Source organism: Streptomyces sp. NPDC101237, assembly GCF_044767465.1.
GTDB classification, from domain to species: domain Bacteria; phylum Actinomycetota; class Actinomycetes; order Streptomycetales; family Streptomycetaceae; genus Streptomyces; species Streptomyces gramineus.
This window is the reverse complement of record NZ_JBIWNY010000006.1, coordinates 269,622-296,571: the sequence shown is the minus strand read 5'-3', so window position 1 is coordinate 296,571 and position 26,950 is coordinate 269,622. Positions and strand designations below refer to the sequence as shown.

Annotated in this window: 23 protein-coding genes and 1 pseudogene; 10 read left to right on the top strand and 14 right to left on the bottom strand. The window is 73.2% G+C overall.

The genetic code is table 11. The features are described from left to right. Positions 1-7: 7 nt before the first annotated feature. Positions 8-1,945 carry a glycogen debranching N-terminal domain-containing protein gene (locus ACIRQ9_RS12585; protein ID WP_404170672.1) on the bottom strand — a complete coding sequence of 646 codons (1,938 nt, stop codon included), beginning with the start codon at positions 1,943-1,945 and terminating at the stop codon, positions 8-10. 64 nt (positions 1,946-2,009) lie between these two features. After that, positions 2,010-3,440: an MGH1-like glycoside hydrolase domain-containing protein gene (locus tag ACIRQ9_RS12580; RefSeq protein ID WP_404170669.1), complete on the bottom strand. Its 1,431-nt coding sequence runs from the start codon at positions 3,438-3,440 to the stop codon at positions 2,010-2,012. A gap of 120 nt (positions 3,441-3,560) precedes the next feature. Here ACIRQ9_RS12580 and ACIRQ9_RS12575 point away from each other — a divergent pair, with 120 nt between their 5' ends. Together ACIRQ9_RS12575 and ppdK are read left to right on the top strand one after the other, a co-directional pair. Continuing rightward, positions 3,561-4,784 carry an ROK family protein gene (locus ACIRQ9_RS12575; protein ID WP_404170666.1) on the top strand — a complete coding sequence of 408 codons (1,224 nt, stop codon included), beginning with the start codon at positions 3,561-3,563 and terminating at the stop codon, positions 4,782-4,784. Positions 4,785-5,224: 440 nt separating this feature from the next. Continuing rightward, positions 5,225-7,945, top strand: a complete 2,721-nt coding sequence (ppdK, locus tag ACIRQ9_RS12570) for a pyruvate, phosphate dikinase (protein ID WP_404170663.1) — start codon at positions 5,225-5,227, stop codon at positions 7,943-7,945. A gap of 439 nt (positions 7,946-8,384) precedes the next feature. Here the strand turns inward: ppdK and ACIRQ9_RS12565 are convergent, their stop codons facing one another. Next, positions 8,385-8,816 carry a hypothetical protein gene (locus ACIRQ9_RS12565; protein ID WP_404170661.1) on the bottom strand — a complete coding sequence of 144 codons (432 nt, stop codon included), beginning with the start codon at positions 8,814-8,816 and terminating at the stop codon, positions 8,385-8,387. Between the two features lie 143 nt (positions 8,817-8,959). Further along, positions 8,960-9,664 (bottom strand): rhomboid family intramembrane serine protease, encoded by a 705-nt coding sequence (locus ACIRQ9_RS12560; RefSeq protein ID WP_404170658.1) that lies wholly within the window; start codon positions 9,662-9,664, stop codon positions 8,960-8,962. Between the two features lie 85 nt (positions 9,665-9,749). Between ACIRQ9_RS12560 and ACIRQ9_RS12555 the strand changes: the two genes are divergently transcribed. After that, entirely contained in the window at positions 9,750-10,235 is a 486-nt protein-coding gene (locus tag ACIRQ9_RS12555) for a hypothetical protein (RefSeq protein WP_404170655.1), read from the top strand. 7 nt (positions 10,236-10,242) lie between these two features. Here ACIRQ9_RS12555 and ACIRQ9_RS12550 read toward each other — a convergent pair whose 3' ends face one another. Further along, positions 10,243-11,331: an Lrp/AsnC family transcriptional regulator gene (locus ACIRQ9_RS12550; RefSeq protein WP_404170652.1), complete on the bottom strand. Its 1,089-nt coding sequence runs from the start codon at positions 11,329-11,331 to the stop codon at positions 10,243-10,245. A 61-nt stretch (positions 11,332-11,392) separates the two neighbouring features. On the opposite strand from ACIRQ9_RS12550, the gene ACIRQ9_RS12545 reads away from it, so the two are divergent. The 3 genes from ACIRQ9_RS12545 (at position 11,393) to ACIRQ9_RS12535 (ending at position 13,404) form a co-directional block, all read left to right on the top strand. Then, positions 11,393-12,556 (top strand): alpha-hydroxy-acid oxidizing protein, encoded by a 1,164-nt coding sequence (locus ACIRQ9_RS12545; RefSeq protein WP_404170649.1) that lies wholly within the window; start codon positions 11,393-11,395, stop codon positions 12,554-12,556. Positions 12,557-12,604: 48 nt separating this feature from the next. Beyond that, positions 12,605-12,748: a hypothetical protein gene (locus tag ACIRQ9_RS12540; RefSeq protein WP_404170646.1), complete on the top strand. Its 144-nt coding sequence runs from the start codon at positions 12,605-12,607 to the stop codon at positions 12,746-12,748. 86 nt (positions 12,749-12,834) lie between these two features. Next, positions 12,835-13,404, top strand: a complete 570-nt coding sequence (locus ACIRQ9_RS12535) for a YciI family protein (RefSeq protein ID WP_404170643.1) — start codon at positions 12,835-12,837, stop codon at positions 13,402-13,404. Between the two features lie 13 nt (positions 13,405-13,417). On the opposite strand, the gene ACIRQ9_RS12530 is transcribed toward ACIRQ9_RS12535, so the two are convergent. Beyond that, positions 13,418-14,350, bottom strand: coding sequence for an aminoglycoside phosphotransferase family protein (locus ACIRQ9_RS12530; RefSeq protein WP_404170640.1), 933 nt, complete (start codon positions 14,348-14,350; stop codon positions 13,418-13,420). 105 nt (positions 14,351-14,455) lie between these two features. Here ACIRQ9_RS12530 and ACIRQ9_RS12525 point away from each other — a divergent pair, with 105 nt between their 5' ends. Next, a complete protein-coding gene (locus tag ACIRQ9_RS12525; RefSeq protein WP_404170922.1) occupies positions 14,456-15,391 on the top strand; it encodes an oxidoreductase in 936 nt (311 codons plus the stop codon). A 23-nt stretch (positions 15,392-15,414) separates the two neighbouring features. On the opposite strand, the pseudogene ACIRQ9_RS12520 reads toward ACIRQ9_RS12525, so the two are convergent. The 7 genes and pseudogenes from ACIRQ9_RS12520 to ACIRQ9_RS12490 all read right to left on the bottom strand — a co-directional run. Then, positions 15,415-15,588 (bottom strand): annotated as a pseudogene (locus tag ACIRQ9_RS12520) (SDR family oxidoreductase); the annotation flags it as partial. 6 nt (positions 15,589-15,594) lie between these two features. Further along, entirely contained in the window at positions 15,595-15,993 is a 399-nt protein-coding gene (gene nirD / locus ACIRQ9_RS12515) for a nitrite reductase small subunit NirD (RefSeq protein WP_404170637.1), read from the bottom strand. After that, positions 15,990-18,599: a nitrite reductase large subunit NirB gene (gene nirB, locus ACIRQ9_RS12510; protein ID WP_404170634.1), complete on the bottom strand. Its 2,610-nt coding sequence runs from the start codon at positions 18,597-18,599 to the stop codon at positions 15,990-15,992. Before nirB ends, nirD begins: the two co-directional genes overlap by 4 nt. A 199-nt stretch (positions 18,600-18,798) precedes the next feature. Further along, the gene (locus ACIRQ9_RS12505; protein ID WP_404170631.1) at positions 18,799-19,422 is read right to left on the bottom strand and encodes a class F sortase; all 624 of its coding nucleotides are present in this window, start codon (positions 19,420-19,422) and stop codon (positions 18,799-18,801) included. Positions 19,423-19,576: 154 nt separating this feature from the next. Next, entirely contained in the window at positions 19,577-20,095 is a 519-nt protein-coding gene (locus ACIRQ9_RS12500; RefSeq protein WP_404170628.1) for a hypothetical protein, read from the bottom strand. A 559-nt stretch (positions 20,096-20,654) separates the two neighbouring features. Further along, complete coding sequence (locus ACIRQ9_RS12495; protein ID WP_404170625.1) at positions 20,655-21,308, bottom strand: YceI family protein; 654 nt, start codon at positions 21,306-21,308, stop codon at positions 20,655-20,657. A 237-nt stretch (positions 21,309-21,545) separates the two neighbouring features. Continuing rightward, a complete protein-coding gene (locus tag ACIRQ9_RS12490) occupies positions 21,546-23,189 on the bottom strand; it encodes a M4 family metallopeptidase (RefSeq protein ID WP_404170622.1) in 1,644 nt (547 codons plus the stop codon). Between the two features lie 138 nt (positions 23,190-23,327). Here ACIRQ9_RS12490 and ACIRQ9_RS12485 point away from each other — a divergent pair, with 138 nt between their 5' ends. Then, a complete protein-coding gene (locus ACIRQ9_RS12485; protein ID WP_404170619.1) occupies positions 23,328-23,780 on the top strand; it encodes a gamma-glutamylcyclotransferase family protein in 453 nt (150 codons plus the stop codon). A gap of 227 nt (positions 23,781-24,007) precedes the next feature. Next, positions 24,008-25,318, top strand: a complete 1,311-nt coding sequence (locus tag ACIRQ9_RS12480) for an AMP-binding protein (protein WP_404170616.1) — start codon at positions 24,008-24,010, stop codon at positions 25,316-25,318. Positions 25,319-25,323: 5 nt separating this feature from the next. Here ACIRQ9_RS12480 and ACIRQ9_RS12475 read toward each other — a convergent pair whose 3' ends face one another. Further along, on the bottom strand, positions 25,324-26,013 hold the full coding sequence (locus tag ACIRQ9_RS12475; protein WP_404170613.1) for a vancomycin high temperature exclusion protein: 690 nt from the start codon (positions 26,011-26,013) through the stop codon (positions 25,324-25,326). A gap of 184 nt (positions 26,014-26,197) precedes the next feature. Here ACIRQ9_RS12475 and ACIRQ9_RS12470 point away from each other — a divergent pair, with 184 nt between their 5' ends. Beyond that, the gene (locus ACIRQ9_RS12470) at positions 26,198-26,932 is read left to right on the top strand and encodes a sirohydrochlorin chelatase (RefSeq protein WP_404170610.1); all 735 of its coding nucleotides are present in this window, start codon (positions 26,198-26,200) and stop codon (positions 26,930-26,932) included. Positions 26,933-26,950 lie beyond the last annotated feature (18 nt).

Sequence of the window (26,950 nt, the reverse complement as noted above, 5' to 3'; positions counted from 1 at the left end):
GGGGACGCTACGCCCCGCCGACCGCGGTCAGCAGCGCCAGCGGGGCCGCCGCCGACCTGGACTCCCGCACGCACGCATGCGGATACGGAACCGGTTCCGGATGCGTGTCCCGCCCGTATCCGGCCAGCACCTCCGGCAGCCGGTGCCCGCCGGCCGTCGCCGCGTCGACCAGCCCGTGCGCCACGGCCCGCGCCTCGTCGTGCAGCCCGTACCGGGCCAGCCCCAGCGCGATGAGCGCGTTGTCGTGCGGCCACACCGATCCCCGGTGGTACGACAGCGGGTGGTACGCCGCCTGACCGGCGGCCAGCGTCCGGACCCCCCACCCCGAGAAGAAGTCCGGCTCCAGCAGCCGCCGCCCGACCTCCTCGCCGTACTCCTTGTCGAGCAGCCCCGACCACAGCAGGTGCCCGGCGTCCGAGGCGAGCGCGTCGACTTGGCGGCCCTCGCCGTCCAGCGCCAGCGCGGGGAAGGCGGGCCCGTGCATCCAGAAGTCCCGCTGGAAACGGTCCCGCAGGTCCGCCGCGGCCTGTTCGAGGAGCGCCGCGTAGGTCTCGTCGGCCCACACCGTCCGTGCCAGCCAGGAGGTGCGGCGCAGCGCGTCGTACGCGTAGCCCTGCGCGCCCGCCGCCATCACGGTCCCCACCGGCCGGCTGCCGTCGGCGGAGCAGATCGCGCCGGGGGAGTCCTTCCAGTTCTGGTTGGCGAGGCCGCCCTTGTCCGCGCGGTAGACGAGGTAGCCGCGCGAGGTCAGCCCGCCGTGGTCGAGCATCCAGCCGACGGCCGCACGGGCGTTGCGCTCCAGGCGCCGGGCCATGCCGGTGTCCCCGGTCCGCTCCACGTAGGCGCCGAGCAGGATCAGGAAGAGCGGGGTGGCGTCGACGGAACCGTAGTAACGGCCGTACGGCACCTGCCCGAAGTGCGCCAGCTCGCCGTGCCGCACCTCGTGCACGATCTTGCCGGGCTGCGCCACCGGGTGCGCGCCGGCCACGGTGGCCTGGGTGGCGGCGAGCGCCGGGAGGGTGGCGGCGGCCAGCCGGGGGCGGTACGGCAGGGCGAACAGGGAGGTGATCAGGGCGTCGCGGCCGAGCAGGGTCAGGAACCAGGGGGCGCCCGCTGCGGGGACCTTGAGGTCCTCGCCGTCCGGGCCGGTGGCCGGCACCTGGAGCGCGGCGAGGTCGGAGAGGCCGCGGGCGCAGGCCGCCGCCAGCTCGGGCCAGCCCGTCGGGAAGGCCACGCCCTCGACGAACTCGCCCTCCAGGGCGAGAAGTTGCTCGTTGAGCGCGGCCGGGTCGCGCGGGACGCGCAGTGCGCGCCGGTCGCCGTGCGGGCGCCCGATGACGCGGACGACCAGCTCGGTGGTGCCGTGCGGGGCGAGGTCCAGCGTCCACACCATGCGGCGGGCGCCGGTCCCGGTCTCCTCGACGCCGTCCGGCGGCGGTTCGGCGCTGATCGTCGTACAGGACCGCCACTCGCCGCGGCGGTAGCCGAACTCCAGGCCGTCGGCGAGGACCTGGCGGGAGCGCACGGCTCCGGACTTGGTGTAGGTGCGGTGGTCGGCGCGGAGTTCGAACTGGTCGGTGAAGTCGGCGTCGGCGGTGATCGCGAGCCGGACGGCGGTCGGCACCGGGCGGTTGCTGGTGATCCGCAGCGACTCGGCGAACGAGCCGTCGCCGACGGCCTGTTCGCGGAAGACGGTGTACGCGGGCGGTTCCTGGCGGCCGCCGCGCGGCACCAGTACGCACCGGGTGCCGTCCCCGTCGGAGACCGGGGTCAGTACCTCGGGCAGCGCTCCGTCGACCGTCAGCTGCCAGCGGCTGAGGTGGCGGGCGTCCCGTACGAACAACCCGTCCGGGGAGCCGCCGCCCCGTACGCCGCTGATGTCTCCGCGGTCGTCCACGGCGGCGAACGTCGCGCCGTGCACGAGCAGATGATGTCGGTCCGTCATCCCCGGTCCCCTCCTCTGGTCAACAGGTCGAACGTGAGGCGCCTGCCGAGGGCACCCCGCTTTGTCAGCTCTTGTCCATCTTTTGAAGCTGTCGGTGATTTTGCTGTCCGTGGTGCGGTGCGTGCTGCCGGCGGTGCAGGTCGAGGGCGAGCGCCGCGGTCCAGCTGAACCCCCTCGCCCCGCACGCCTCGCCCGTGCACGGGTCGACGTACTCGGCGAACCCGGTGGCGTCGGCCGCCTCGACGACCGCCTCGCCGAGCGCGTCGGCCCGCTCCCGCTCCCCGTGCAGCCGCAGTCCCCGTTCCAGCAGCCAGCCGGTGTTCGCCCAGGCCGGGCCGCGCCAGTAGCGGTGCGGGTCGAAGGCCGCGCCGAGCAGGTCGTAGCTGGGGACCAGGTGCGTGCCGGTGCCGAAGTGCGGGCCGCTCAGCGTCCGGACGAGCGCGGCGGCGATCTCGCGCGGCAACTCCGGCACGATCAGCGGGATCAGGCCGGAGACGCCGCGCTCGGGGATCAGGCCGCCGCGCAGGTCCCGGCAGAGGAAGATCTCCCGCTCCGGGTCCCACAGCCGCTCCACCAGGGCCGCCGTCAGCCGCTCCGCGCGCGCGTGCCGGGCCGTACCGGCGGCCCCCAACTCCTGCGCGATGTGGGCCAGGGCGTGCTCGGAGGCGATGAGCAGCGCGTTGAACGCCGGGTCCTCGACGGCGAACTCCCGCTGCCGGTCCGCGTATCCGGCGTCCCGGTAGTCCGCGGCCAGCCGTACGTACCGCCCGTAGTCCAGGTCCGTCGGCCGGTCCTCGGCGGCGCCGTGGTCCAGGTCCGCGCGCTGGAAGGAGCGCGCCGGAGCGGGCGCGACACGGGCCAGGGGCGTGTCCCAGCAGGGGCTGTTGTCCATACCCTGTTCCCAGGGGTGCACGACGGAGGCGAGACCGCCGCCGCCGAGGTCCCGCCGGTGCAGCAGGTAGCGGTGCCAGGCGGCGAGCCGCGGATGGACGGTGGCCAGGAAGCCGCGTGCCCGGGACAGGCCGGGGTCGGCGAGGTGCACCAGCCAGGCCGCCAGCGCGTGCACCGGTGGCTGCACGATCCCGGAGGTCTGTACGGTCCGCGGGGCGCCCGCGGCGCGGCCCGCGGTCGAGGAACGCCAGAAGTCGGGGCTCGGGAAGTACGCGTCGAGGGGTACGGAGGGGTTGAACACGATGTGCGGGATCCGCCCGTCGGCCCACTGGGCGGCCAGCAGCGTCTCCAGTTCGGTCTGGGCGCGCAGCGGCGACAGGTGCCGGAGGCCGATCGCGACGAACGCCGAGTCCCAGGACCACTGGTGCGGATACAGGCTGCGGGAGGGCACCGTCGAGCCGCCGGTCCAGTTGTCGGCCAGTACCCGAGCCGCCCTGACGTGCAGCGAACCGGGACCGACGGGGTCGGGGGCGCGCGTGGACGGCGGATCGTATGCGATCCCGGAACCGAGCGCATGGGCTGTGAGCTGGGCAGTGCGATCCACTCGGGGCTCCCCGAAGACGTCCGGCCGGCCGGGTTCGGCAGTGGCTACCGTAGGGTTACGTCTATTTAACACGCAAAACTCAATATGTAATGCAAGCTTGAGAAACACAAGGGGGTGCGCATGACCGGACGTCCCGGCAGGACCGGCAAGGGCGGCGGACAGGCGAGCTCGGGCGAACTGCTGGAGCTGGTGCGCAGCGGACGGGCCGTGACGCGCGGCGCCCTCCAGCAGGCCACCGGACTCTCCCGCGCGACCGTCGGCCTGCGCCTGGACCGGCTGTTCCGGGCCGGGTGGCTGCGCGAGGGGGCCGGCGGCCCGGTCGACTCGCCGCTCGGCGGCCGCCCCTCGATCACCCTCGAATTCGACGACGCGCACGCCGTGGTGCTGGCCGCCGACCTGGAGACCCGCCACGCCCGGGCCGCCGTCCTCACCCTGACCGGCGAGATCCTGGCCGAACACGCGGGCACGCTGGTCGTGCAGGACGGCCCGGACGTCGTGCTCACCGGACTCGGCCGGTGGTTCGCCGAGTTGCTGGAGAAGACCGGGCACGCGCCGGACGAGGTGTGCGGGATCGGCCTCGCGGTGCCGGGCCCGGTGGACACCGAGACCGGCCGCGTCGTGCAGCCGCCGATGATGCCGGGCTGGGACGGCTACGACATACGCGGCCGCATGGCCCGGGCGTTCACCGAGCACACGGGCGCGCCGCCGGGTGTTCCGGTCCTGGTGGACAACGACGCCAACCTGATGGCGTACGGCGAACAGCGCACCGCCCACCCGGACTGCTCGGCCTTCGTCCTCGTGAAGGTCTCCACGGGTATCGGCGCCGGAGTGGTGGTCGACGGCTCGATCTACCGGGGCGTCGACGGTGGCGCCGGCGACATCGGCCACATCCGGGTCGGCGCCGAGGCGCAGTGCCGCTGCGGCTCGTACGGCTGCCTCGCCGCCGTCGCCAGTGGCGGCGCGGTGGCCCGGCGGCTGGCGGAGGCCGGGGTTCCGGCGGCCTCCGGCTCGGATGTGCGCGATCTGCTCGCCTCCGGCCACCCGGAGGCGGCGGCCCTGGCCAGGGAGGCCGGACGCCGCGTCGGGGACGTCCTGGCGACGGTCGTGACCCTGCTGAACCCGGGGGTGCTGATGATCGCCGGGGATCTGGCGGGCACGTCCTTCCTCACCGGCGTGCGCGAGCTGCTGTACCAGCGCGCGCTGCCCCGTTCCACCGCCCACCTGGACGTCGTGACCTCGCGGCTCGGTGACCGGGCCGGGGTGATAGGCGCCGGGGCGCTGGTCGTGGAGCATCTGTACGCCCCGGAGCGGGTGGAGGAGCGGTTGCTGGCGCTCGGGATGTGAGCGGCCGGGGCGGTGCGACGACGGCGGGGTCTCCGTCCGTTTCCGGCGTCCGTCACTCGTCCGCATGGTGAAATCCCGGCGTCTGTGGCAGCGTGATTCTCGCCACCCTTGATAAGGGTTGCGCTCAGATGAGCGGATCTTGAGCGGCTGCACTTCTCCAAGGGGTGGCACTGGGTGCCACCCCTTGATCGTTCATCGATCGAAATCAGACGTGCATCCAGCCTGCTCATGTGAGCGAAGTAGTGCGGCCCTGAGCGGTCATGCGTTCAAGAAGTGAAAACATGTGCGCCACTCCGCTTGCCAACCTTTGACTTTCGATCCGGTGGCGGACGGTCGGTTACCAGCGCATGACACGCGAGTAGACGTACCCAGACGCCTTTGATCTGGGTATGTTCCTCGCCGTCAGGGCAGCCATCGCGTCCTTCAGGGAGTCGAGACCCGTGTCGGAAAACAAAGAACCCCACGTAGCGAAGTTCGTTTACGACTTCACCGAGGGAAACAAGGACCTCAAGGACCTCCTGGGTGGCAAGGGCGCGAACCTCGCCGAGATGACCAACCTCGGCCTCCCCGTTCCCCCCGGCTTCACGATCACGACGGAAGCCTGCAAGGTCTACCTCGACAGCGGCGAGGAACCGGTGGCACTGCGTGACGAGGTGAGTGCGCACCTCGACGCCCTGGAGCAGCGGATGGGCAAGAAGCTCGGCCAGGCCGACGACCCGCTCCTGGTCTCCGTCCGTTCCGGCGCGAAATTCTCCATGCCCGGCATGATGGACACCGTCCTGAACATCGGTCTCTCCGACAAGTCCGTGCAGGGCCTCGCCAAGCAGGCCGGCGACGACCGCTTCGCGTGGGACTCCTACCGCCGCCTCATCCAGATGTTCGGCAAGACCGTCCTCGGCGTCGACGGCGAACTCTTCGAGGAGGCCCTCGACGCGGCGAAGGACGCCAAGAAGGTCACCGTCGACACCGAACTGGAGGCGGCCGACCTCAAGAAGCTGGTCACCAGGTTCAAGAAGATCGTCAAGGCCGAGGCCGGCCGGGACTTCCCCCAGGACGCGCGCGAGCAGATGGACCTCGCCATCCGCGCGGTCTTCGACTCCTGGAACACCGACCGCGCCAAGCTCTACCGCCGCCAGGAGCGCATCCCCGGCGACCTCGGCACCGCGGTCAACGTCTGCACGATGGTCTTCGGCAACCTCGGCCCCGACTCCGGCACCGGCGTCGCCTTCACCCGCGACCCGGCCTCCGGCCACCAGGGCGTCTACGGCGACTACCTCCAGAACGCGCAGGGCGAGGACGTCGTCGCGGGCATCCGCAACACGGTCGCCCTCGCCGAGCTGGAGACCATCGACAAGAAGTCGTACGACCAGCTGATGCAGATCATGGAGACGCTGGAGAACCACTACAAGGACCTCTGCGACATCGAGTTCACCATCGAGCGCGGCCGGCTGTGGATGCTCCAGACCCGCGTCGGCAAGCGCACCGCGGGCGCCGCCTTCCGCATCGCGACCCAGCTGGTCGACCAGGGCCTGATCGACGAGACGGAGGCCCTGCAGCGCGTCACCGGCGCCCAGCTCGCGCAGCTGATGTTCCCGCGCTTCGACGAGCAGGCGAAGGCGCAGCAGGCCGGCCGGGGCATCGCGGCCTCGCCGGGCGCGGCCGTCGGCAAGGCGGTCTTCGACTCGTACACCGCCGTCAAGTGGTCCCGCTCCGGCGAGAAGGTCATCTTGGTCCGCCGCGAGACCAACCCCGACGACCTCGACGGCATGATCGCGGCGGAGGGCATCCTGACCTCCCGCGGCGGCAAGACCTCCCACGCGGCCGTCGTCGCCCGCGGCATGGGCAAGACCTGCGTGTGCGGCGCGGAGGAGCTGGAGGTCGACACCAAGCGCCGGCGGATGACGGTCCCCGGCGGCCAGGTGGTCGAGGAGGGCGACGTCATCTCCATCGACGGCTCCTCCGGCAAGGTCTACCTGGGCGAGGTCCCGGTCGTGCCGTCCCCGGTCGTCGAGTACTTCGAGGGCCGCATGCACGCGGGCGCCCAGGACGCCGGCGAACTCGTCGAGGCCGTGCACCGGATCATGGCGTTCGCCGACCGCAAGCGCCGGCTGCGGGTGCGCGCCAACGCCGACAACGCCGAGGACGCGCTGCGCGCCCGCCGCTTCGGCGCCCAGGGCATCGGCCTGTGCCGCACCGAGCACATGTTCCTCGGCGACCGCCGCGAACTGGTGGAGCGCCTGATCCTGGCGGACACCCAGGAGGACCGCGAGGAGGCCCTGCAGGCCCTGCTCCCGCTCCAGAAGAAGGACTTCGTCGAACTCTTCTCGGCGATGGACGGCCTTCCGGTGACGGTCCGTCTCCTCGACCCGCCGCTGCACGAGTTCCTCCCGGACATCACGGAGCTCTCGGTCCGGGTGGCCCTCGCGGAGTCCCGCCAGGAACCCCACGAGAACGAACTCCGCCTCCTCCAAGCCGTCCACCGCCTGCACGAGCAGAACCCGATGCTGGGCCTGCGCGGCGTACGCCTCGGCCTGGTCATCCCCGGCCTGTTCACCATGCAGGTCCGCGCGATCGCCGAGGCCGCGGCCGAACGCAGGAACGCCAAGGGCGACCCGCGCGCCGAGATCATGATCCCGCTCGTCGGCACCGTCCAGGAGCTGGAGATCGTCCGCGAGGAGGCCGACCAGGTCATCGCGGAGGTCGAGCAGGCCACGGGCACCAGCCTCAAGCTGGCCATCGGCACGATGATCGAACTCCCGCGGGCCGCGCTGACGGCCGGCCAGATCGCCGAGGCCGCCGAGTTCTTCTCCTTCGGCACCAACGACCTCACCCAGACCGTCTGGGGCTTCAGCCGCGACGACGTCGAGGCCTCCTTCTTCACCGCGTACCTGGAGAAGGGCATCTTCGGCGTCTCCCCCTTCGAGACCATCGACCGCGACGGCGTCGGCTCCCTGGTGAGGTCGGCCGCCGAGGCCGGCCGCGCCACCCGCCCCGACCTCAAACTCGGCGTCTGCGGCGAACACGGCGGTGACCCGGAGTCCGTCCACTTCTTCCACGAGGTGGGCCTGGACTACGTCTCCTGCTCCCCGTTCCGCATCCCGGTCGCCCGCCTGGAAGCGGGCCGCGCGGCAACCCAGTCGGAGGGCAGCGACCACCGCTGACGGACCCCGGGTCCGTCGTCCGTCCCCGACCCTCAAGACCGATGGACGACGGCCCCGGCACGCAAGAAGGGGGCGGCACCCTGTGCGGGGGTGCCGCCCCTTCGGGCATGAGCTGCGGAGGCCGTCAAGCTAGGGTGCTGACCAGGGAAAATGCCGTTTGTCTTCGTTGGCTGCCGTTGACCCCGCGTGATGCCGTTGTGCCCTCGTTGTGCCCTCCCGGTGCGGCTGCACCCCGTCGCGCGCCAGCGCCACAGCGGTCCGGCCCTGTTGCGCCCAACACGCCTTCCAACTGTCCGCGCGGGCGTCCGGGGGCGTTCGCTTGGGTTCGCGGAGCAGGTCACACGGGGTGCGCGTACGTCCACGAACGGTGCTGGCCATGGGTGCACTGGACAAAGACCAGGACAACGAAGCCTCGTTGGCCATCAGGTGGTCATCGGCGTCACGCGTGGATGTCGGGGTGCGCAAGCACGCGTACGGCATGCGGGCGGTAGTCATCCCTGCTCCGCTCAGCCTCGTAGCCAAGTGCCGCCAGCGTGGCGAGGACTGCCGTGACCGTGGACGCGTAGGTCTGGCTGGCGACCTTCAGGAAAGGATCATCAACCTGCGCGTGCTTGAACGCGGCCCGAATCGCTTCCCGTACCCGAGGGTGCAGCCGCCAGTGAAGCCAGACGCCCCCTCCGGCGTCATCGAGGTCATCTAGCTCGATCCAGCCGCCCCCTTCATAGGGCAGGGGGTCGTGTTCGGCGGTGGCGTGAACGGTCAGGCCAGAGGCAGACAGATCCTGCCGCACCCGCTCAGCGAGCCGACGCAGACGGTCGACCTCGCTGGGCGCGAGCTTTCTCGGGCTCAGGTCCTCACTGTCAGGATTCACAGCCTGCACGTTATCGAGCAGCCGTCGAGCTGCCGGCCTCAGCCGCAATCGGTACTGACATCCCGTTGCCGACCGGCTTGCCGCAGGTCGCGCCGGCGGGGAGTCGAGAACGCAGCGGTTTTCAAGACCGCGCCCCAGCCACGTCAGAGGAGGCCGAGGTCGTCGAGTTCCTTGTGGAGGGCGGCGCGGGGTCGGGGGGTGGCGTCGGTGAGCGGGCGGGGGGTGCGGTCGTCGGGGCGGGGGCGGCGGTTGCGGAGGAGCCAGGCTCCCAGGAGGCCGCCGAGCAGGCCGCCGAGGTGTCCGAGCCAGCTCACGCCCGGTGTGCCGGGTACGGCCACGGTCAGCAGGTAGGCGAAGGACGCGCCCATCACGATCCCGATCAGCGTGTCGATCAGGTGCCGGTCGAAGAGGCCGCGCACGACGACGTAACCGAAGTATCCGAAGATCAGGCCGCTGGCGCCGACCGTGGCCACGTCGCCCTTCTCGAAGAACCAGACCACCGCACCGCTGCTCACCGCGATCAGCAGGGTCAGCGCGAGGAACCGCAGGACCCCGCGGTAGGCGGCGAGGAAGCCGAAGACGAACAGCGGGCCGGAGTTGCTCTCGATGTGCGCCCAGTTCCAGTGCAGCAGCGGCGCGACCAGGATGTCGGGGAGCGTGCGCACGTCGCCGGAGACCACGGCGTGGTGCCGGGACAGGGCGTAGTGGCCGGCGGCGTTGGCGAGCTGGACCAGCCAGACGACGGCCAGCAGCGTGAACATCACGAAGAACGCCTTGCGCGCCTCCGCGATCATCTCCTCGGGACTCGTCGGACCCGGACCGGCCCACCGCGCGTTCGACGTACCCATGGCAGCATCCCCCTCCACCTTCACCTGCTACTTTACGCGCGACAAGGGGACGGGCCGCGTGCCCGCGTACGTACGGGGGTAACTCTTGGGCAGAGCGGGAATCGCCGTTCCGGTCGTCCTTCTCGTGCTGACCGGCTGCACCGCCACGGCACCGGCCGCCGGCCGCCCCGCCGCGAGCGGGACACCGGCCCAGGCCGCTCCGTCCGTCCCCTCGGCCACGCCCACCGCCTCCGGTGACCCGCGTACTCCGCCTCAGCTCGTCGACGTGCAGCGGACGTTCGTCGCGGCGGGCGGCAGGACCCGGCCCCACGTGTTCCCGGTGATCCCGGACATCCGGCGGGGAACCCTGGAGGTCGGCGTGGTCTGCTCGGGGTCCGGGACCGTCGAGGTCACGGTCGGCTCTCTGGTGTCCTCCTCCACCGTGTGCGCCGACGGCGACCCGGGGCAGCACGACGAGAGCGTTCTCTACCGCGAGTACAGAAACGTTTCCGTGTCCGTGACGTCCAGGACGACCGGATCCTGGGGGCTCTCGGTGGGATGGACCAGGTCCGTCGCCGCGCCGCGGGGCTGACCGCGGATCACAGCGCCGGCTCCGCCCACAGGTCTGCCGGTACGACGCCGGTGGAGCGGCCGTAGGGGTCCAGGAGGCGGCCGAGGAGTTTGTCCTGGCGCAGCGTGACGACCCGGTCGGCGATGTCCAGCGCCGGATGGGCCGTGGCCAACTGGCTCTCCAGGCGGGGGATGTCGGCGAGCGAGTGCAGCGTGGCCTGGAGCACGAGGTTCTCGGGACCGCTGACCGCCGCGCAGTTGCGGGTCTCGGGGAGACGGATCACGGACTGCCCGACGTGCGGGAGATCGGCGGGCGGCACCTTGGCCCAGAACGTCACGGCGACCGGCCAGCCGCCCAGGGGACGGGCGAAGTCGCAGCGGAAGCGGAGCAGACCGCTGCGGGTGAGGTGCTCGATGCGGCGCTTGGCGGTGGACAGGCTGACGCCCAGCTGCCGTGCCAGCGCCTGGTAGGAGATACGGCCGTCCCGCGCGAGGTGGGTGATCAGCGCCCGGTCGACGGGCGTGGCCCCGGCGGTGCGCGGCGCGCCGGCGGACGGGACCGGAGGGGGCGTCAGGCGGGCGCGCTGGGCGGGGGCGAGGGCCGCGATGCGCCAGTGACCGCCCTCGGTGAACATGTGGGTGACCACCCGGGACCGTACGGCGGTGATGCCGGGCAGGTGCGGGAGCCGGTCGAGGGTGTAGCGGGACAGGGCCGACAGGTCCCGGGTGGCGACCGTGGCCAGCAGGTCGTGGCCGGTGGCGGTGCGTTCGATGGTGACCGGGTGCGGGTGCCGGCCGAGGACCTCCGCGACCCGGGCCGTCGTCCCCGGCGCGCAGTCGATCACGACGTACGCCACACAGATCTGTTCGAGCAGGCGCGGGCCGGGGGAGAAGCCGACCCAGGCGGTGCCCTGCTCACGCAGCCGCTCGTAGCGGCGGGCCACGGTGACGGGGTCGACGTCCAGGACGCGGCCGAGTTCGGTCCAGGAGGCGCGCGGGCGCAGCTGGAGGGCGTTGATCAGCGCCAGCTCGTCCTCGCTCAGGAGAGCCGGGACAGCATCCTGCGCATGCGGGCCGATGGAGCGAGAATCCTGCGTTTCGGGGCTTAGCCGCGTCACTCTTCCATTGTGGACCCACGGGCCCGCGACCGGCGGGCGGGGCTGAAGGAGGTCTGGATCCATGGCGTTCGCCGACTACCAGAACGAGATCTACCTCGACGGGCTGAGCGGGGTGGTGCCGCCGTTCCCGATGACGTACGACGATCTGGAGCCCCTGGCCCAGGCCGCGATGCCCGCCTCCGTGCGGTCGTACGTCGCGGGCGGCGCGGGCGACGAGCGGACCCAGCGGGCCAACGTCGACGCGTTCGAGGGCTGGGGTCTGGTGCCGCGCATGCTGGTGGGGGCCAAGGACCGGGATCTGTCCGTCGACCTGTTCGGGATGCGGCTGCCCGCCCCGCTGTTCATGGCTCCGGTCGGGGTGATCGGGCTGTGCGCGCAGGACGGTCACGGTGATCTCGCGGTCGCGCGCGCGGCCGCCCGTACCGGCGTGCCGATGGTCGCCTCCACGCTCAGCGTCGACCCGCTGGAGCAGGTCGCCGCCGAGTTCGGCGACACCCCGGGCCTCTTCCAGCTCTACACGCCCACCGACCGCGGGCTGGCCGAGAGCCTGGTGCACCGGGCCGAGCAGGCCGGTTTCAAGGGGATCGTGGTCACCCTGGACACCTGGATCACCGGCTGGCGTCCCCGGGACCTGGCCACGTCCAACTTCCCGCAGCTGCGCGGGAACTGCCTGGCCAACTACACCAGCGATCCCGTCTTCCGCTCGCTGCTCGGCGGCCGGAGCCCCGAGGCCGACCCGCAGGCCGCGGTCGCCCTGTGGGCCGGCGTCTTCGGCAACCCGCTCACCTGGGACGACCTGCCCTGGCTGCGGTCGATCACCGGCCTGCCGCTGATCCTCAAGGGCCTCTGCCACCCGGAGGACGTCCGCCGGGCCAAGGACGCCGGCGTGGACGGCGTCTACTGCTCCAACCACGGCGGCCGGCAGGCCAACGGCGGCCTGCCCGCCCTCGACGCGCTGCCCGTCGTGGTCGAGGCCGCCGACGGGCTGCCGGTGCTGTTCGACTCGGGCGTGCGCACGGGGGCGGACGTCGTCAAGGCCGTGGCCCTGGGCGCGACCGCCGTCGGCGTCGGCCGGCCGTACGCGTACGGTCTCGCCCTCGGCGGTGAACCCGGCCTGGTCCACGTGCTGCGCGCCCTGCTGGCGGAGGCCGACCTGATCATGGCCGTCGACGGGTATCCGACGCTCGCCGATCTCACGCCGGAGGCGCTGCGGCGCGTCCTGTGATCCGGTGCGGCCGCGGCGGACGCCCCGGCGGTCAGCGGGCGGCGGCCGGTGCCGGTGCCGCGGTCCGACGGCGACGCGCGTGACGTGCTGATGGCGCTCGGCGGGATCAGCCTGGTGGCGGCGAGCGAGGAACAACGCGAACTGGCGAGCCGCCTCATCGACCTGCTGCTGCGCGGGGCCGTCGGGTCCTGACCGCGCCCGCCCCCGCGGCGGGGCGCGGGCGCGGCCGCCGGGAATCCTGTTGAGGCGCCGCCGCGGGTACGGCAGGGTCCTCGGCCATGGAGTTCTTCTGCTACCACCGTGACCGGGCCGGTTCCCTCCCGCTGCGCCGGGAGCTGACGGAGGAGCACTGGTCCTACATGGACCGGTACGAGGCCGAGCTGATCGCCCGCGGGCCGGCCTTCACCGCCGACGGCGAGACCCTCGCCGGCAGTGTGCACATCGTCGGCCTGCCGGATCCGGCCGCCGCGCGCGCCTTCGCCTTCGACGAGCCCAACCACCAGGCAGGCGTCTACCGGGACGTGCTGCTGCGCCGCTGGCACAACCTGCTGGGCCGCACCATGGCGGACTTCCCCGGCGGCCGGACCGGCGACGACCGCTACCTGGTACTGGGCCTGGCCCCCCAGCAGCCCCCCGCGACCGCCGCCCCCGCCCTCGGCCTCCCGTCCGGCATCGACCACGACGAGCTGATCGCCTTCGGCCCGCTGCTCTCCGACGACGCGTCCACCTGGCTCGGCACGGCGGCCCTCCTCCGCGCACCGGACCCGGCCCGCGCCCAGACCGTCCTGGCGCCGCACCGGTACGCGCAGACGGAGGTCTACCGGTGGGAGTTCGGCGGCCGCCGCTGACGAACCGGGGCGCCTAGCCGGTCAGCGATGTCGCCAAGGCGTCGGCGAACCGCGTGACGCGGTCCAGCCGAGGGCCGCCGCGTGCGACGCGGAAGCCGTGCCGGCGGCCGTGGAACGACGCCTGGACGGCGTGGAACTGCGCCCAGCGCCGCACGCGTTCGCGGTCGAGGTGCGCGGCCTCCGCGAAGACGTCCAGGAGGCGGTCGACCGTCCTGGTCAGGTCGTCGGCTCCCATCAGGGACAGCGCGCGGGACTTGAGCAGCGTGCCGCCGTCGTACGCCGGATCCCCCGCCCAGCCCTTCGGGTCGACCGCCAGCCACGGTTCCCGGTCCGCCCGCAGGATGTTCCGTGCGTGCAGGTCGCCGTGGACGAGCGTGTCGGGCTGGTCGCTGCCCAGGTCACGGGCGGTGGCGACGGCCGCGTCCACCACGCGGGACGGTAGCCCGTGCGCCAGGTGCGCGGCGTCCCTGCGCAGTTCCGACACCCAGGTGCCGACCCGGTCCCGGAGCCGCGGCAGGCCCGCGGGAGCGGGGACGGCCAGGCGGTGGTTCAGGCGGCCCGCGACGCGCACCACCGTCTCGTCGTCGGGCCGCAGGGTCGCCAGCGTCGACATGTGGGCCCGTTCCAGCAGGAGGGCGAAACGGGCGTCGTCCCGCCGGTGCAGGAGAACGGCTCCGCGGCCCTCCCACGCCTCGAACGCGTCCGGTTCGTGGACGTTGCCCGGGTGCGGGAAGGACACCTTGAGGACGAACCGTCCGGCGTCCGAAGGCCGCCGCACCGGGACGACCACTCCCACGCCCCCGTGCGTCACCTCGCCGTCGGGTACGCACTCCCATCGCTCCAGCAGGTCCTCGACGATCGCGGGGAGCCCGGCGATCCACGCCGCCCCGGGCTCGCCCTCGCGGTCGACGGTGCCGCGCGCCAGCCCCTCCGGAATGCCGATCACCCCGGCACCCTACGTGCCGCAGTACGGCCGCGTGTCCGTCCTCCCGGGGCGGCGGAGGCTCGTAGGCTGGCCGTGGCACGGATTTCGTCTGTGGAGGGCGTCCTCATGCGCAGCGGCTGGAGCAGCGGCGACGTCCCGGATCTCGCCGGCCGGGTCGCCGTCGTGACCGGGGCCAACAGCGGGCTCGGGTACGTCACGGCGCGCGAGCTGGCCCGCAAGGGTGCGCGGGTCGTGCTGGCCTGCCGGAGCGAGGCGCGGGGGCAGGAGGCCGGGGACCGGATGGCCGCCGAAGTACCCGACGCGTACCTTGAGTTCGGGCGCCTCGACCTCGCGGACCTGTCCTCGGTACGGGACTTCGCGGCCTCGTTCCCGTACGCCCGGCTCGATCTCCTGGTCAACAACGCCGGGTTGATGGCGCCGCCGCGGGGGATCACCGCGGACGGGTTCGAGACCCAGTTCGGGGTCAACCACCTCGGGCACTTCGCGCTCACCGGGCTGCTCCTGCCCGTCCTGCTGGCCACTCCGGCCGCCCGGGTCGTCACCGTCTCCAGCATGATGCACGTCGTCGCCAACATCGACCTCGACGACCTCGGCGGCACCCGCCGGTACCGGCGCTGGGTCGCCTACGCGCGGTCCAAGAGCGCCAACCTGCTCTTCGTCCACGAGCTGGCCCGGCGCGTCGACGCGCACGGCGGCGACCTCGTCGCGGCGGCCGCGCATCCCGGGTACGCGGCGACCAACCTGCAGACCGCCGGGCCGCGTGCCGAAGGGCGGCGCGGGGCCGAACGGGCGATGACCGCCGCGAACGCGGTCTTCGCCCAGTCCGCCGAGGCGGGCGCGCTGCCCACGCTGTACGCGGCCACCGCGCCCGGCGTGCGGCCCGACTCCTTCACCGGGCCCTCGCTCGCCATGTGGCGCGGCGGCCCGGCCCCGTCCTGGCGGGCGCCCTGGACCCGCGACGACACCATGGCGCGACGCCTGTGGGAGGCCTCGGAGCGGCTCACCGGGGTCTCCACCGCGACGGCCCTGAAGGAGATCTGAGAGGCGGGCGCCGGCCGAGAGGGCTACAGCGAGCCGCCGCCGTCCACCACCAGGTCGGTGCCGACCGTCGCCGCGGCGTCGTCCGAGGCCAGGTACAGCACGGCCGCCGCGATCTCCTCGGTGGTGGAGACCCGGCCCAGGGGCAGGGTGGCACGGACCCGCTCCGCGTGGTCCCCCTCCGTCTCGCCCGCGCGCAGGAACGATCAGTCAAGTATCGCCTGTTCCGGTACGACGGCCCCCGCAGGCCCCGCGGCGACCGTCCTTACCGCGTAGGCGGTCACCCGTACCGTCCCGTCGTCCAGGCACCGGCCGGTGGCCAGGTCGAAGCGCTGTCTGAGCAGCGGCGAGGCGACGAAGGGGCGGCCCCGGTGGGTGCCGGTCAGACCGCGGGAGAGGACGGCCGCGCCGCCGAACGGGTCGCGGTTGTCGATGGCGAAGAGGCGGTCCGCGCGGTCCCGGAACACGGCGGCCTGGCGGCCGTCCGGCAGCAGCGCGGCCACGCCGCGCCCCGGGGTCAGCCGGCCCAGGCCGCAGACCGTGAACCAGCCGTCGTCCAGGCGGAGCTGGACCGTCGGGTCGGTGGTGCCGAGGGTCACGGTCATCGCGGGGCGCTTCCTTCCAGGACGTCCGGCGCGGGACGCAGGCCGATCGACAGCAGGGGCAGGTCGGGCTTGATCTGGCCGCGCTCGGGCACGAAGCCGACGACCGGATCGGGCGTGCCGGGCGCGTTGACGAAGGACACGAACCGGGCGAGCCTGTCGGGGTCGGCGAGCGTCGACGCCCACTCGTCGGCGTAGTGGGCCACGTGTGCCGCCATCAGCGACTCCAGTTCCCCGCCGATCCCGAGGGAGTCCTCGACCACCACCTCCCGTACGTGGTCGAGGCCGCCCGGGATCCGCTCCAGCCACGCCGACGTGCGCTCCAGGCGGTCCGCGGTGCGGATGTAGAACATCAGGAAGCGGTCGATCAGCCGGACCAGCCCGGCGTCGGTCAGGTCCCGGGCGAGCAGGTCCGCGTGGCGTGGAGCGGCACCGCCGTTGCCGCCGACGTACAGGTTCCAGCCGCTCGCGGTCGCGATGACGCCGAAGTCCTTCGACCGGGCCTCCGCGCACTCCCGCGCGCAGCCGGACACCGCCGACTTGAGCTTGTGCGGCGACCGCAGGCCCCGGTAGCGCAGCTCCAGGCCGATCGCCATCCGGACCGAGTCCTGCACGCCGTACCGGCACCAGGTCTGCCCGACGCACGACTTCACCGTGCGCAGCGCCTTGCCGTACGCGTGACCGGACTCGAAGCCCGCGTCCACCAGTCGCCGCCAGATCAGCGGAAGGTGTTCCACCCGCGCGCCGAACATGTCGATCCGCTGGCCGCCGGTGATCTTCGTGTAGAGGCCGAAGTCGCGGGCGATCCCGCCGATCACGATCAGGCCCTCGGGGGTGATCTCACCGCCGGGGATGCGCGGGACGACCGAGTACGAGCCGTTCTTCTGGAGGTTGGCGAGGAAGTGGTCGTTGCTGTCCTGGAGCGCCGCCTGCTCACCGTCCAGCACGTAGCCGCTCGCGCCGATCGTCGGGGCGAGGGAGGCGATGACCGAGGCCACCACCGGCTTGCAGACGTCGCAGCCGTCCCCGCCCCGGGCCTCCTCGCGGCCGAACCGGTCGAGCAACTGCCGGTAGCCGGTGAGGCGCAGCGCGAGGACGATCTCGTACAGCTCCTGCCTGGTCCGCGCGAAGCAGCCGCACAGGCCGGTGTCGGCCCGTACGCCGGCCGCCGCCAGCTCGTCCGCGACCAGCCGGCCGAGAACCTTGACGCAACTGCCGCAGCCGGTACCGGCCTTGGTGCACCCGCCGACCTCCGCCACGGTGGTGCGGGCGTGCCCGGTCACCGCGGCGCGGACCGCGCCCTTGGTGACGTTGTGGCAGGAGCAGACCACCGCCTCGTCCGGGAGCGCGGACGGCCCGAGGCGGGCGCCGCCGGGCGCCCCGGGCGGCAGCACCAGCGACTCGGGCGGGACCGGCGGCACCGAACCGGTGAAGGCCTTCAGGGTCCCGTACGCCTCCGCGTCGCCGACCAGGACGCCGCCGAGCAGCGTGCCGTCCCGGCCGACCACCAGCTTCTTGTACAGGCCCGAACGGGCATCGGAGTAGACGACGTCCAGGCAGCCCTCGGCCGTCCCGTGCGCGTCGCCGAAGGAGGCCACGTCGACGCCGAGCAGCTTCAGCCGGGTGGACAGGTCGGCGCCGGTGAAGGCCGACTCCTCCCGCGCGATGGCGGCCGCCGCCGTCGCCGCCTGCGCGTACCCCGGTGCCACCAGTCCGTACACCCGGCCGTCTGCCGCCAGCGCGCACTCGCCGATCGCGAACACGCGCGGGTCGTCCACCGTACGGCCCTGCTCGTCGACGGCGATGCCGCCGCGCTCGCCGACGGACAGGCCGCAGTCCCGGGCGAGCCGGTCGCGCGGACGGACCCCGGCGCTGAACACCACCATGTCGGCGGCGAGTTCGCTGCCGTCCGACAGCCTCATACCGGTGACGGCACCCGAGGGGCCCGTCATGATCTCCTCGGTGCCCACTCCCGTGCGCACGCTCAGGCCCTTCTCCTGGACGGCGCGCAGCAGGGCCGCGCCGCCGCCCGCGTCCACCTGAGCCGGCATCAGCCGGGGCGCGAACTCCACGACGTGCGTGGCGAGCCCGAGCCCCTGCAGCGCGCCCGCCGCCTCCAGCCCGAGCAGGCCGCCGCCGACCACGGCGCCCACGGCCGCCCCGTTCGTCGCGTACGCCTCGATCGCCAGCAGGTCCTCGATCGTGCGGTAGACGAAGCAGCCCTCGGCGTCGGCGCCCGGGACGGGCGGCACGAACGGGTACGAGCCGGTGGCCAGGACGAGCGTGTCGTAGCCGAGGACCCGCCCGGACCTGGCCGTCACCCGCCGTGCCGCGCGGTCGACGGCGACCGCCGGGTCGCCGAGGCACAGCTCGATGCCGTGCGTGTCGATGAACGCCTGGTCGGTCAGGGAGAGTTCGTCGACGGACGTGCCGGTGAAGTACGACGTGAGGGCGACCCGGTCGTAGGCGGGACGGGGTTCCTCGCACAGCACGACCACGCGGTGCGTGGCGGTCAGGCCGCGCTCGGCCAGCTCCTCCAGGAAGCGCTGGCCGACCATGCCGTGACCAACGAGCACGAGGGTGGGCGCGGTCTTCGGGGCGGCGGTCATCGGGAGCCTCCGGCGTGCGCGGACGCGCCGGGTACGGTGTCGTGGCCGGGGCGGGTCCGGGCGTCGCCGCCGGTCACCGCCGCACGCGTGGTCGAGGTCATGTCCGGGAGCGTGCGGCGCCGACGTTACCCGGCCGCATCCCCGCTGTTTCCCGTGCGGAACGCTGCCCTCCCCGGGGGTCGGCGCGGGATGTGAGGGGTCAGCGGCTCGCCGTCAGGTGGGCGAAGACGACGACGTTGCCCTGGTAGCCGGTGGTCCGGGAGTAGCCGCCGCCGCAGGTGATGACCCTGAGTTCCGGACGCGGCGCGGCTCCGTAGACCTTCTCGTCGGGGAAGTCGCGGGCCTGGTAGACCTCGACCGCGTCGACCGTGAAGACGGCCACGGACCTGTCCTGGCGGTCCACCTCGATGGTGGCGCCGCGCTTGAGGGCCCCGAGGTCGTAGAAGACGGCGGGGCCCTCGGTGTTGTCCACGTGCCCGGCGACGATCGCGGTGCCGCTCTCGCCGGGCGCGGTGCCCGACTCGTACCAGCCGGCGAGGTTCTTGTCCGCGGCCGGCGGGACGTCGAGGCTGCCCGCGGCGGTGAGGGCGAGGCCCATGAGGGGCGCGTTCACCCGGATCGCGGGGATGCGGATGCGGGTGGGCGGGGACGGGGGCAGCGCGGGGGCCCCGAGGCGTTCCTCGCCGGGATCGGGGCGGCCCTCGGCGGCGGAGGGCTGGGGCGGCGCGGTGTGCGGGCCGGAGAAGGGGCCGAGCAGCCAGACGCCCGAACCGAGCGCCACGACGGTCACGGCGGCTATCGCGGTGTCCCCTATCCTGCGCATGCGAACCCCTTTGCCGGAGGCTGGACCTTCAGACGCGGGGGAGAGGGCCTCACGGAAGCGACCTGACCCCCTACCCCCTCCGGGCCGCGAGGGGCGTCGGACCCGGAGGGGGTGGGATGTGCGGTACCGGCGGACGGACAGCGGAGGGTGTCCGTCAGATCCCGTCGCCTCTCGCCCGGCGATGCAGGAGCCAGGTACCGCCCGCGGCGGCGACGGCCAGAGCCGTCACACCCGCCGCGGTCTGCACGGGGTCGGTGCCCAGGGCGCCGACCCCCGTCTTCACACTGCCGTGCGGCTGGATCTGCCCGCCGGCGGTCGTCAGTGCCACCGTCAGGTCACCGGTCACCTGCCGGTGCCCGTCGGCGCACTTCGCGACGATCTCGTACGTCCCCGGCTGCGCGCCGGCCGGCACCTGGAACTGGCCGATCGCCTCGCCCTCGTGGGCGCTGGGCGCGAGCGTGAACGTCCCGGCGCCCACCGAGCCGGCGTCGCCGACCGCCGACGACTCCTTCCCGCAAGCCGCGGTGTTCGCGGAGACCACGGCGCCCGGCGCCGTGGTCGACGGGTAGACGTCCAGGCCGCCGGTACTGCCGCCGTACGCCGGCGCGGCGGCGAGACCGGCCGCGGCCACGGCGAGCGCGGCCCCGGTCAGCGGACGGACAGTGCGTCGCATGGTGCTCCCTCGTCGAACTCGTCCCACTTCCTTGCTCTTCCGAGGTAAAAGCAGGCGGGCCGGACGCGCTCCCTGAGATTCCGTCAGGTGTGGGATGAATGGGTGTCACGGGGAGGGGGCCGGGCGGCGGTTGTGTGGGAGTTCTGGCAGGTCAAGGGGGGTGCGAGGGCTCTAGTATGAAAAGCACACGAACGGCGGGCCCCCGTGGGGAGTGAACGGGTGACCGAAGCCGCACCCCGAACGGCACCGGGGTCCGTGGTGCGGGATTCGGGGGTGCGGGATTCGAGGGTGCGGGATTCGGGGGTGCGGGATCGGGCCGGGACGGTTCCGGCACCGACGGATCGGGCGGCGCCGATTTCCGCTCGGTGGTTTCCGCCTCGGAGGTTTCGGCCCCTCGTGGAATTCGGCCTCGACGGAATTCGGCCGCGGGGGATTCGACCGCGGCGGTTTCGGCCCGTCCGGTTTCGGCGGCTCACGGTTTCGGCCGGGACTCCTCGCCCTCTTTGAGGGACGGTGCCCGCCGTATCCGCCGCGTCTCCGTCCCTGGCCGTCAGCCTCCCTACGGTGTCGACCGGATCGCCGCGATGTCGAACTGCAGGCGCACCGTCTCGCTGACCATCGCGCCGCCCTCCGCCAGGCGGGAGTTGTAGGAAAGGCCCCAGTCCATGCGGTTGATGGTGGTGGTGCCGTCGAAGCCGACGCGCTCGTAGCCGAACGGGTCCGTGACGTTACCTATGTACGTGAGTTCCAGGTCCACCGGGCGGGTCGTGCTCCTGATGGTCAGGTCGCCCGTCATGACGTACACGTCGGGGGACTTGAGGTGGACCGCCGTGCTCTGGAAACGCATCCGCGGATGGGTCGCGGCGTCCAGGAAGTCACGGCCGACCAGGTGGGCGTCCCGCTGCTCCACGCCCGTGTCGACGCTCCCCGTGGACAGGATGATCTCCGCCTGGGACCGGGAGGGGTCGCGGCCGTCGAAGTAGAGGCGGCTCTTGTACTCGGTGAAGGATCCGCGGACGGTCGTCACCATCGCGTGCCGGACCGAGAAACCGATTCTGCTGTGCGCCGGGTCGATGATCCACTCGCCGGTGAGGGCGGCGAGAGCGGGGTCGAGAAGGACCGGGGCCGAGCCGGAGGAGGCGGGGGCCGCCGCCGGGCTCGGGGGGACCGTGGGGGTGCGGCGGGACGGGTGGGGGCGGCTGAACAAGTTCATGACTCATCTAGTTAGTGCACGCGGAGAATTGCCGCAAGTGCTCGTCACGGGGGCGGAGTTCGGGAATTGCGCACGCCGTCACCGGAACCGCACATCACTGCACGGCATCACCATGGAATCCACCCGGGAAATGCCCGCAACGGACAGGTCCGGTGAATTCCGAATGGCGATGTCTCCCTTTTGCCGCCCCGGCCGGTGGGCCGGGGCGGTCTCCTCGGGTCGGCGGGCCGCCGCCGCTCAGTTGACGTTCACGGCGCTCCAGGCCGCCGCCACCGCGTTGTACTCGGTGCTGCCCGCGCCGTACAGGTCCTTCGCCGCGTTGAGGGTCGCCGTCCGGGCGCCCGCGTAGTTGGTCGAGGACGTCATGTAGACCGTCAGCGCGCGGTACCAGATCGCGCCCAGCTTGTCGTGGCCGATGCCGGTGACCGTGGAGCCGTTGTACGTCGGCGAGTCGTAGCTGACGCCGTTGACGGTCTTCGGGCCGCTGCCCTCCGCCAGCAGGTAGGCGAAGTGGTTGGCGACGCCGGAGGAGTAGTGGACGTCCAGGTTGCCCACCGACGAGCTCCAGTAGTCCGCCGAACTCCCGTCCTTCGACGGCTTGTCCATGAAGCGCAGGGCCGCCTTGCCGAAGCCGGGACGGACGATCTTCTCGCCGATCAGGTAGTCGCCGGGGTCGGAGGGGTTGTTCGCGTACCACTCGACCAGGGTGCCCAGGATGTCGGAGGTCGCCTCGTTCAGGCCGCCGGACTCGCCGGAGTAGGTCAGCGCAGCGGTCTTGGAGGTGACGCCGTGGGTCATCTCGTGGCCCGCCACGTCCAGGGCGACCAGCGGACCGAAGGTGGTCCCGTCACCGTCGCCGTAGGTCATGCAGAAGCAACTGTCGTCCCAGAAGGCGTTGTTGTAGCTGTTGCCGTAGTGGACGCGGTTGTACGAGCCCTTGCCGTCGCCCGCGATGCCGTTGCGGCCGTGGACGTTCTTGTAGTAGTCCCAGGTCTCGTTGGTGCCGTACTGGGCGTCGACGGCCGCCGAGGCGCGGTCCGAGGCCGCCCCGGTGCCCCAGTGGTTGTCGGCGTCCGTGAACACCGTCGACGGCGCCCGGACGATGCAGATGCCGAAGATGCACAGGTCCGTCTTGTTGGCCGCGTCACCCGTGTACGTGTTGCCGCGGGTGGGGTCCGTGAGGTTGTACGACGAGCCGGACTGCGTCGTCTGGAGCGGGACCGTGCCGCTGTACAGCGAGGCGCCGTCGCCCGTCGCCGTCTCGATGCTGTCCCAGGCGTCGATCTGGGCGCCGGTACGGGCGTTGGTCAGCACCGTGCGGGCGACCGGGTTGCCGAGCGAGTCCTTGCCGACCGCGTTCGTGCGCCAGGCCAGCTTCGGGGTGCCGTGCAGGGCGTCGACGACCAGCTCGGGTCTGGCCTTCACCTGCTTCAGCGCGTCGCCGAGGTTGGCCGCGCGCAGCGCGTTCACCGCGAGGTCGGCGGCCTTCGGGGCGGATATGTCCGGGACGGTCGAGGAGAGGGATATCGCGCCGCGGGTCGCCCGGTCGGCGCCGCGGTAGGCGCCGTCCGCCTTGAGGTGGACGACGAAGTCGCCGCCGAGGACCGGGAGCTGACGGTAGGTCCGGTCGTACCGGACGTGCTGGGCGCCGTTCCTGTCGACGATCACGTCCCGGACCCGGGTGCCCTCGGCGGAGGTGAGTCCGAGGGTGCCGGCGTGGTGGACGAGCGCCTGCGCCGCGTTGTCGATCGCGGTGGCCCGGGTCGGCCGCGCGTCGGCGTGGGCGGCGGGGGAGAGCGCGGCGGCCAGCAGGGTCGCGGTGGTGGCGGCGATGCCGGCCGTGGTGAGACGGGAAACGCGGGTGTTCGGTGTCCGGCTCATCAGTCTCCTTGGGGAGGCGCCTCGAAGGCGTGGGGGTGGCGCTGATGACGACAGCGATTTAAGAGGCCATGACAACTCATGTCCATAGCGCCTCCATGGAGATGTGTGTGGGGGTGGAGGGGATGGAGAATCCTTTCTGTGACCACCCCCGACCCCCGCCACCTCCCGTTCTTCGTCTACGGCACGCTCCGCCCCGGCGAGCCGAACCATGACCGGTTCCTGCGGGGACGGACCGAGTCCGAGGAGCCCGGCCGGCTCCCGGACGCGGTGCTCTACGACGGACCCGGCTACCCCTGGGCCGTCGAGGAGCCCGGCGGTTCGGTGCACGGTGACCTGGTCACCGCCCCTGCGGAGGGTTACGGCCGACTCCTCCTGGAACTCGACGAGTTGGAGGAGTACGCGGCCGGCGACCCGCGCAGCCTGTACGTGCGCGTGGAGCGGGACGTGGTCCGGCGGCGGGACGGGGTGGCCGTCCGGGCCTGGGTCTACCTGGCGGGAGCCGCCGTCGCCGCCGGACTGCGGGCGGACGGCCGCCGAATCGAGGGCGGCGACTGGTCGACCCGCGGTCTGCCGGGCCAGGCAGCCACCTGACCGGCTCCGGCCCGCCCCGCCCCGACCGGATTCGGCGGTCCGGTGAGGACCAAGTGGCTTGATCCGTGTCGGGGTTGGCCGGTCGGTCACCGTTGTGACGTCGACGGGCCGGGCTACAGTCGTGCACCTGTTCGCGCAGCACGCCCGACGGCCCGGTCCGGGCCCCGCCGCACCCGGCCCCGGCCTCCCCCCCACGTACACGCATGCAGCCAGGAGGTCTCCGAGCCATGCCTCTGCGCCACCTCGCCCCACGCGACCAGCACCTCTTCTGGCAGTACGGCCGCGGCCCCAGCGTTCCCGTCCACGAACCGCTCGTGCACCGCGCGGTCGAACGGCACGCGATCGTGCACCCGCACGCGGTCGCCGCCGAACACCACGGCGCGACCCTCACCTACGGCGAACTCGACCGCTACGCCGGTGCCCTCGCCGCGCACCTGGTCCGGGAGGGCGTCCGGCCAGGCGACCACGTCGGACTCTTCGCCCGCCGGTCCGTCCCGATGCTGGTCGGCCTGCTCGCCGTCCTCAAGGCGGGCGCCGCCTACGTCCCGCAGGACGTCGGCCGGGCCTCCCCGGACCGGCTCCGCCAGGTCGCGCGGACCGCCCGGACCCGGGTGGTCCTCACGCACAGGGAACACCTCCCGCGCATCCCGCTCCCCGACGGCCACCGGCTGATCGCCCTCGACGACCCGGTGCCGTGCCAGCGGCTCACCCCGATCCTGCTCCCGCACCCCGACGACGGCTGCCACGTCGTCTTCGCCGCCGGCCGCCCCGAGGGCGTGAAGGTGACCCACCGCAACGTCACCAGCCTGCTGCACACCGAACCGGGCGGCCTCGGCGTCCGGCCCGGCGACCGGGTCGCCCAACTCCTCGACCTCGCCGGCGGTCCGGCAGCCCGGGAGATCCTCGGCTGCCTCACCCGCGGCGCCACCCTGGTCATCGGCGACGACGACCTCGCCGCCGCGGCCGCCGCCGCGACCGTCCTGATCGCCACCCCGGCCGTGCTGGCCGGCATCGACCCCGCCGACTGCCCGCGCCTGCGCACCCTCGCCGTCACCGGGCAGCCGGGCCCCTCGCAGGCGCTCGTGGACCGCTGGTCGCGGCGGGCCGCCGTCCACGACTGCCGGGGTCCGGCCGCGGGAGCCGTCGTGAGCACCATGGCCCGCCACGACCCGTCGGCCGGGCGGCCGCCGGCGGCCCGGCCCGTGCCCAACACCACCGTGTACGTCCTCGACGCCGACCGCAGGGCGCTGCCCGTCGGCGAGACCGGCGAGGTGTGGGCGGGCGGCGACTGCGTCCCGGCCGGGCACGTCGGCGGTGACGCGTCCGACGCCGGACGGTACGCGCCCGATCCGTTCCTCGGCGAGGGCCGCGCCATGGTCCGCACCGGCACCCTCGGCCGCTGGACCTCGCACGGCGGCCTCGAACACCTCGGCCCCGCCGGCGAGGACCGCCCCGAGCCGCCCGCGCGGACGCGCACCGCCGGACGCCCGTCGCGCCCGGTCACCGTCCCCTACGCCGACACCGCCCCGCGCGCCTGAAGGCTCTAACCGGCCCGGCGGTCCGCCGCGGCCAGCGCGTCCGCCACCCCCGGTTCCCTCGCGCCGAGGAACCGGGGATCGGGCTCGAAGACCGCGTCCAGGGCCGCCTTGCCCGCCGCCAGGATCTCGCGCGTCCCGCCGTAGTACCAGGTCACGTCGTGCTTGGCGTCGACCCCGACGCCGTACGACGCCACTCCCGCCGCCTCGCACAGCGCCACCGCGCGCCGGATGTGGAAGCCCTGGCTGATCAGCACCGCCCGGTCCACGCCGAAGATCTTCTTCGCGCGGACGCAGGAGTCCCAGGTGTCGAAGCCCGCGTAGTCGGTGACGACGCGTCCGGCCGGGACCCCGTGCCCGGCCAGGTACGTGCGCATCGCGTCCGGCTCGTCGTAGTCCGCACGGCTGTTGTCACCGGTGACCAGGACCACCCGGATACGGCCCTCCTTGTACAACTCCGCCGCCGCGTTCAGGCGGTTGGCGAGGTACGGCGACGGCTCGCCGTCCCACAGGCCCGCGCCGAAGACGACCGCCACGTCGGCACGGGGGACGTCCGCCGCCGTGCGCAGCCGGCCGGCCGTCGACACGTACAGCCAGGTGACCGGCAGCAGCGCCAGCACGCAGCCGGCCATCACGCCCTGCACCAGGCGCCGTCTGCCGGCACGGGTGCGCGGCAGCCGCGGTCGTCGGATCCTCATACGGTCGTCCCCCTCGCTTGCCCCACGGCTTCCCCCGGTCCCTCGCAAGGGCTCCGACCCTGGAGGACGCGGTCCAGGACGTTCCGGTTCACTCACAACGCCCCGGCCCGCGCCGTGAAGCGCGCGAAAACTCGCGTGACGGCCGGGCAACCCGGGCGCAACCGTGCCCGGGGAGGATCTCGGCATGACCGTGTCCGGCCCTCCTTCGCGTCCCGGCCCGCCCGCACTGGTCCTGGTGGCCCACGGCAGCCGGGACCCGCGCGCGCTCACCACCGTGCGCGCGCTCGCGGACCGGGTGCGCGCGCTGCGCCCCGGCCTGTCCGTGCGCCTCGGCCACATCGAACTGAACGAACCCCTGCTCCCGGACGCCCTCGCATCCCTCGGCGGCGCCCCGGCCGTCCTCGTGCCGCTCCTGCTCGGCCGCGGCCACCACGTCAAGCGGGACATCCCGCGGGCGGCGGCCGCCGCCCGCGCCGCGACGCGCCTCGCCGCCCCGCTCGGACCGCACCCCCTGCTCGTCGACGTCCTGCACGACCGGCTGCTGGAGGCGGGCTGGCGGCCACGGCCGGCCGGTGGCGTGGTCCTGGCGGCGGCCGGTTCCCGCGACCCCGACGCGGCGGCCGACACCGGCCGCACGGCCGGCCTGCTCGCCGCCCGCCTCGGCGTCCCGGTCCTCGCGGCCTACGCCTCCGCGGCGGCCCCGACGGTCCCGGACGCGATCGCCGCCCTGCGCGCGCGGGGCCGCCACCCCATCGCGCTCGCCTCCTACTTCACGGCCCCGGGCCGGTTCGCGACGGAGTGCGCGGCGCACGTCCCGCGGCTCGCCGCCGCTCCGCTGGGAGCCCACCGGGCGATGGCGGACCTGGTCCTGCACCGGTACGACCGGTCCCTCGCGACACCGCTGACGGCGGCCGCGTAGAACGGAGGGAAGCCGGGC

Coding starts and splice junctions, on each gene's coding strand:
- ACIRQ9_RS12585 (WP_404170672.1), bottom strand. CDS start 1,945: ATGACGGACCGACATCATCTGCTCGTGCACGGCGCGACGTTCGCCGCC.
- ACIRQ9_RS12575 (WP_404170666.1), top strand. CDS start 3,561: ATGACCGGACGTCCCGGCAGGACCGGCAAGGGCGGCGGACAGGCGAGC.
- ACIRQ9_RS12560 (WP_404170658.1), bottom strand. CDS start 9,664: ATGGGTACGTCGAACGCGCGGTGGGCCGGTCCGGGTCCGACGAGTCCC.
- ACIRQ9_RS12545 (WP_404170649.1), top strand. CDS start 11,393: ATGGCGTTCGCCGACTACCAGAACGAGATCTACCTCGACGGGCTGAGC.
- ACIRQ9_RS12535 (WP_404170643.1), top strand. CDS start 12,835: ATGGAGTTCTTCTGCTACCACCGTGACCGGGCCGGTTCCCTCCCGCTG.
- ACIRQ9_RS12525 (WP_404170922.1), top strand. CDS start 14,456: ATGCGCAGCGGCTGGAGCAGCGGCGACGTCCCGGATCTCGCCGGCCGG.
- nirD (WP_404170637.1), bottom strand. CDS start 15,993: ATGACCGTGACCCTCGGCACCACCGACCCGACGGTCCAGCTCCGCCTG.
- nirB (WP_404170634.1), bottom strand. CDS start 18,599: ATGACCGCCGCCCCGAAGACCGCGCCCACCCTCGTGCTCGTTGGTCAC.
- ACIRQ9_RS12505 (WP_404170631.1), bottom strand. CDS start 19,422: ATGCGCAGGATAGGGGACACCGCGATAGCCGCCGTGACCGTCGTGGCG.
- ACIRQ9_RS12500 (WP_404170628.1), bottom strand. CDS start 20,095: ATGCGACGCACTGTCCGTCCGCTGACCGGGGCCGCGCTCGCCGTGGCC.
- ACIRQ9_RS12495 (WP_404170625.1), bottom strand. CDS start 21,308: ATGAACTTGTTCAGCCGCCCCCACCCGTCCCGCCGCACCCCCACGGTC.
- ACIRQ9_RS12490 (WP_404170622.1), bottom strand. CDS start 23,189: ATGAGCCGGACACCGAACACCCGCGTTTCCCGTCTCACCACGGCCGGC.
- ACIRQ9_RS12480 (WP_404170616.1), top strand. CDS start 24,008: ATGCCTCTGCGCCACCTCGCCCCACGCGACCAGCACCTCTTCTGGCAG.
- ACIRQ9_RS12475 (WP_404170613.1), bottom strand. CDS start 26,013: ATGAGGATCCGACGACCGCGGCTGCCGCGCACCCGTGCCGGCAGACGG.
- ACIRQ9_RS12470 (WP_404170610.1), top strand. CDS start 26,198: ATGACCGTGTCCGGCCCTCCTTCGCGTCCCGGCCCGCCCGCACTGGTC.